The sequence below is a fragment of the Rhodococcus sp. KRD197 genome (assembly GCF_017168235.1).
Lineage (GTDB): Bacteria > Actinomycetota > Actinomycetes > Mycobacteriales > Mycobacteriaceae > Rhodococcoides.
In genome coordinates this window covers 1-1,399 of sequence record NZ_JABFAO010000055.1, presented here as the reverse complement: position 1 = coordinate 1,399, position 1,399 = coordinate 1, and the positions used below count along the sequence as shown (strand labels likewise).

Below are 1,399 nucleotides of genomic sequence, written 5' to 3'. Positions count from 1 at the left end.
GTGTGGCGCTCCTGAGGTTTGTGTGGGCGCCATTTCTGCTGTTCAGGGCGGGTTGTGTTGTTGGACGCAGTGTTCGGCGAGTTGCCGGTGAGATGAGGGACGCGCACGTGTTGGGCCTCTAGATTTCGGGGTTCCTACACCAACCTCAATCCGGAGGACCGCTACACGTGCGCGTCAGTACTGCATTTAACCGCCTGCTTCAGATTCCCGGTGCATCGGTATCGGATGTGTCGATCACAGACGCTTCCGTCAAGGTCACGCTCAGACTTACGGCACGTCGTGTGAAGTGCCCGTGTGGCTATTCGAGCACCGCGGCCTACGATCGCGAACCTCGTCGCTGGCGTCATCTCGATTTCGGCCGGCACAAGGTGTGGCTGGTCTATGCGATCCGACGGATCGAGTGCCCGACCTGCGGTGTTCGGACCGAGGACATCCCGTGGGCGCGGCCACGAGCCCGGCATTCGCGGGACTTCGAGGACACAGTGTTGTGGCTGGTCACACGCACTGACAGGACCTCGGTATCAACGTTGATGCGCTGTGCGTGGCGCACGGTCACCTCTATCGTCACACGCGCGGTCGATGCGTTGATCGACTCGCGCCGTCTCGATCGGCTGTATCGAATTGGTGTAGACGAAATCTGTTATCGGCATCCCCACAAGTACCTCACGATCGTGGGCGATCATGACACCGGCAAGGTCGTGTATATCTCCGAGGGCCGCGGTCGGGACTCGTTTTCGGAGTTCTTCGAACAACAGTCAGCGCAGGAGCGCGACCAGGTGCAGGTGGTGTCGATGGACGGGTCACCGGCGTTCCGGGCGGCCGCCGAACATCACGTCCCACAGGCGCGTCAATGCATGGATCCCTTTCACGTCATGCAATGGGTCAATCGAGCGCTGGACCGGGTGTTCTCCGATGCCGCGTCCATTCGTCGAACGCTGACCATGCAAGCACCGGAGTGGCGCAAAGCTCGAACAGCGCTGCGGCTCGGTAAGAATCGGCTCACCAAGGCCCATAAATCTCTACTGCGGACCGTGACCACAGCTGATACCGAAGTCGGGACGGCGTGGCGTTTGAAGGAACAGTTCCGGGATCTTTATCGAAAGGTCGCGCCCTCGAACGCTGCACGATATTTGCGGCGCTGGATCGACGAAGCACAGTCCTGCGGGATCATCGCGTTCGTTCAACTCGCCCGGATGATCGACAAGAAATCCGATGCGATCTGCGCAGCAATCGAATTGGGTATCTCCAATGCCCTCATCGAGGGAATCAACTCGAAGATCAGGCTGATCAACGCCCGAGGCTACGGCCACCATTCTGCCGCATCGCTGAAAGCAATGATCTATCTCAACCTCGGCGGAATCGAGGTCAAGCTACCCACACAAAGGTAAGGAGGGGCACA

General features: G+C 59.4%; 1 protein-coding gene. It reads left to right on the top strand.

The window, feature by feature from the left end; translation table 11 throughout:
* Positions 1-167: 167 nt before the first annotated feature.
* The gene (locus tag J1M86_RS24100; protein ID WP_206511657.1) at positions 168-1,388 is read left to right on the top strand and encodes an ISL3 family transposase; all 1,221 of its coding nucleotides are present in this window, start codon (positions 168-170) and stop codon (positions 1,386-1,388) included.
* The last annotated feature ends 11 nt before the right edge of the window (positions 1,389-1,399 follow it).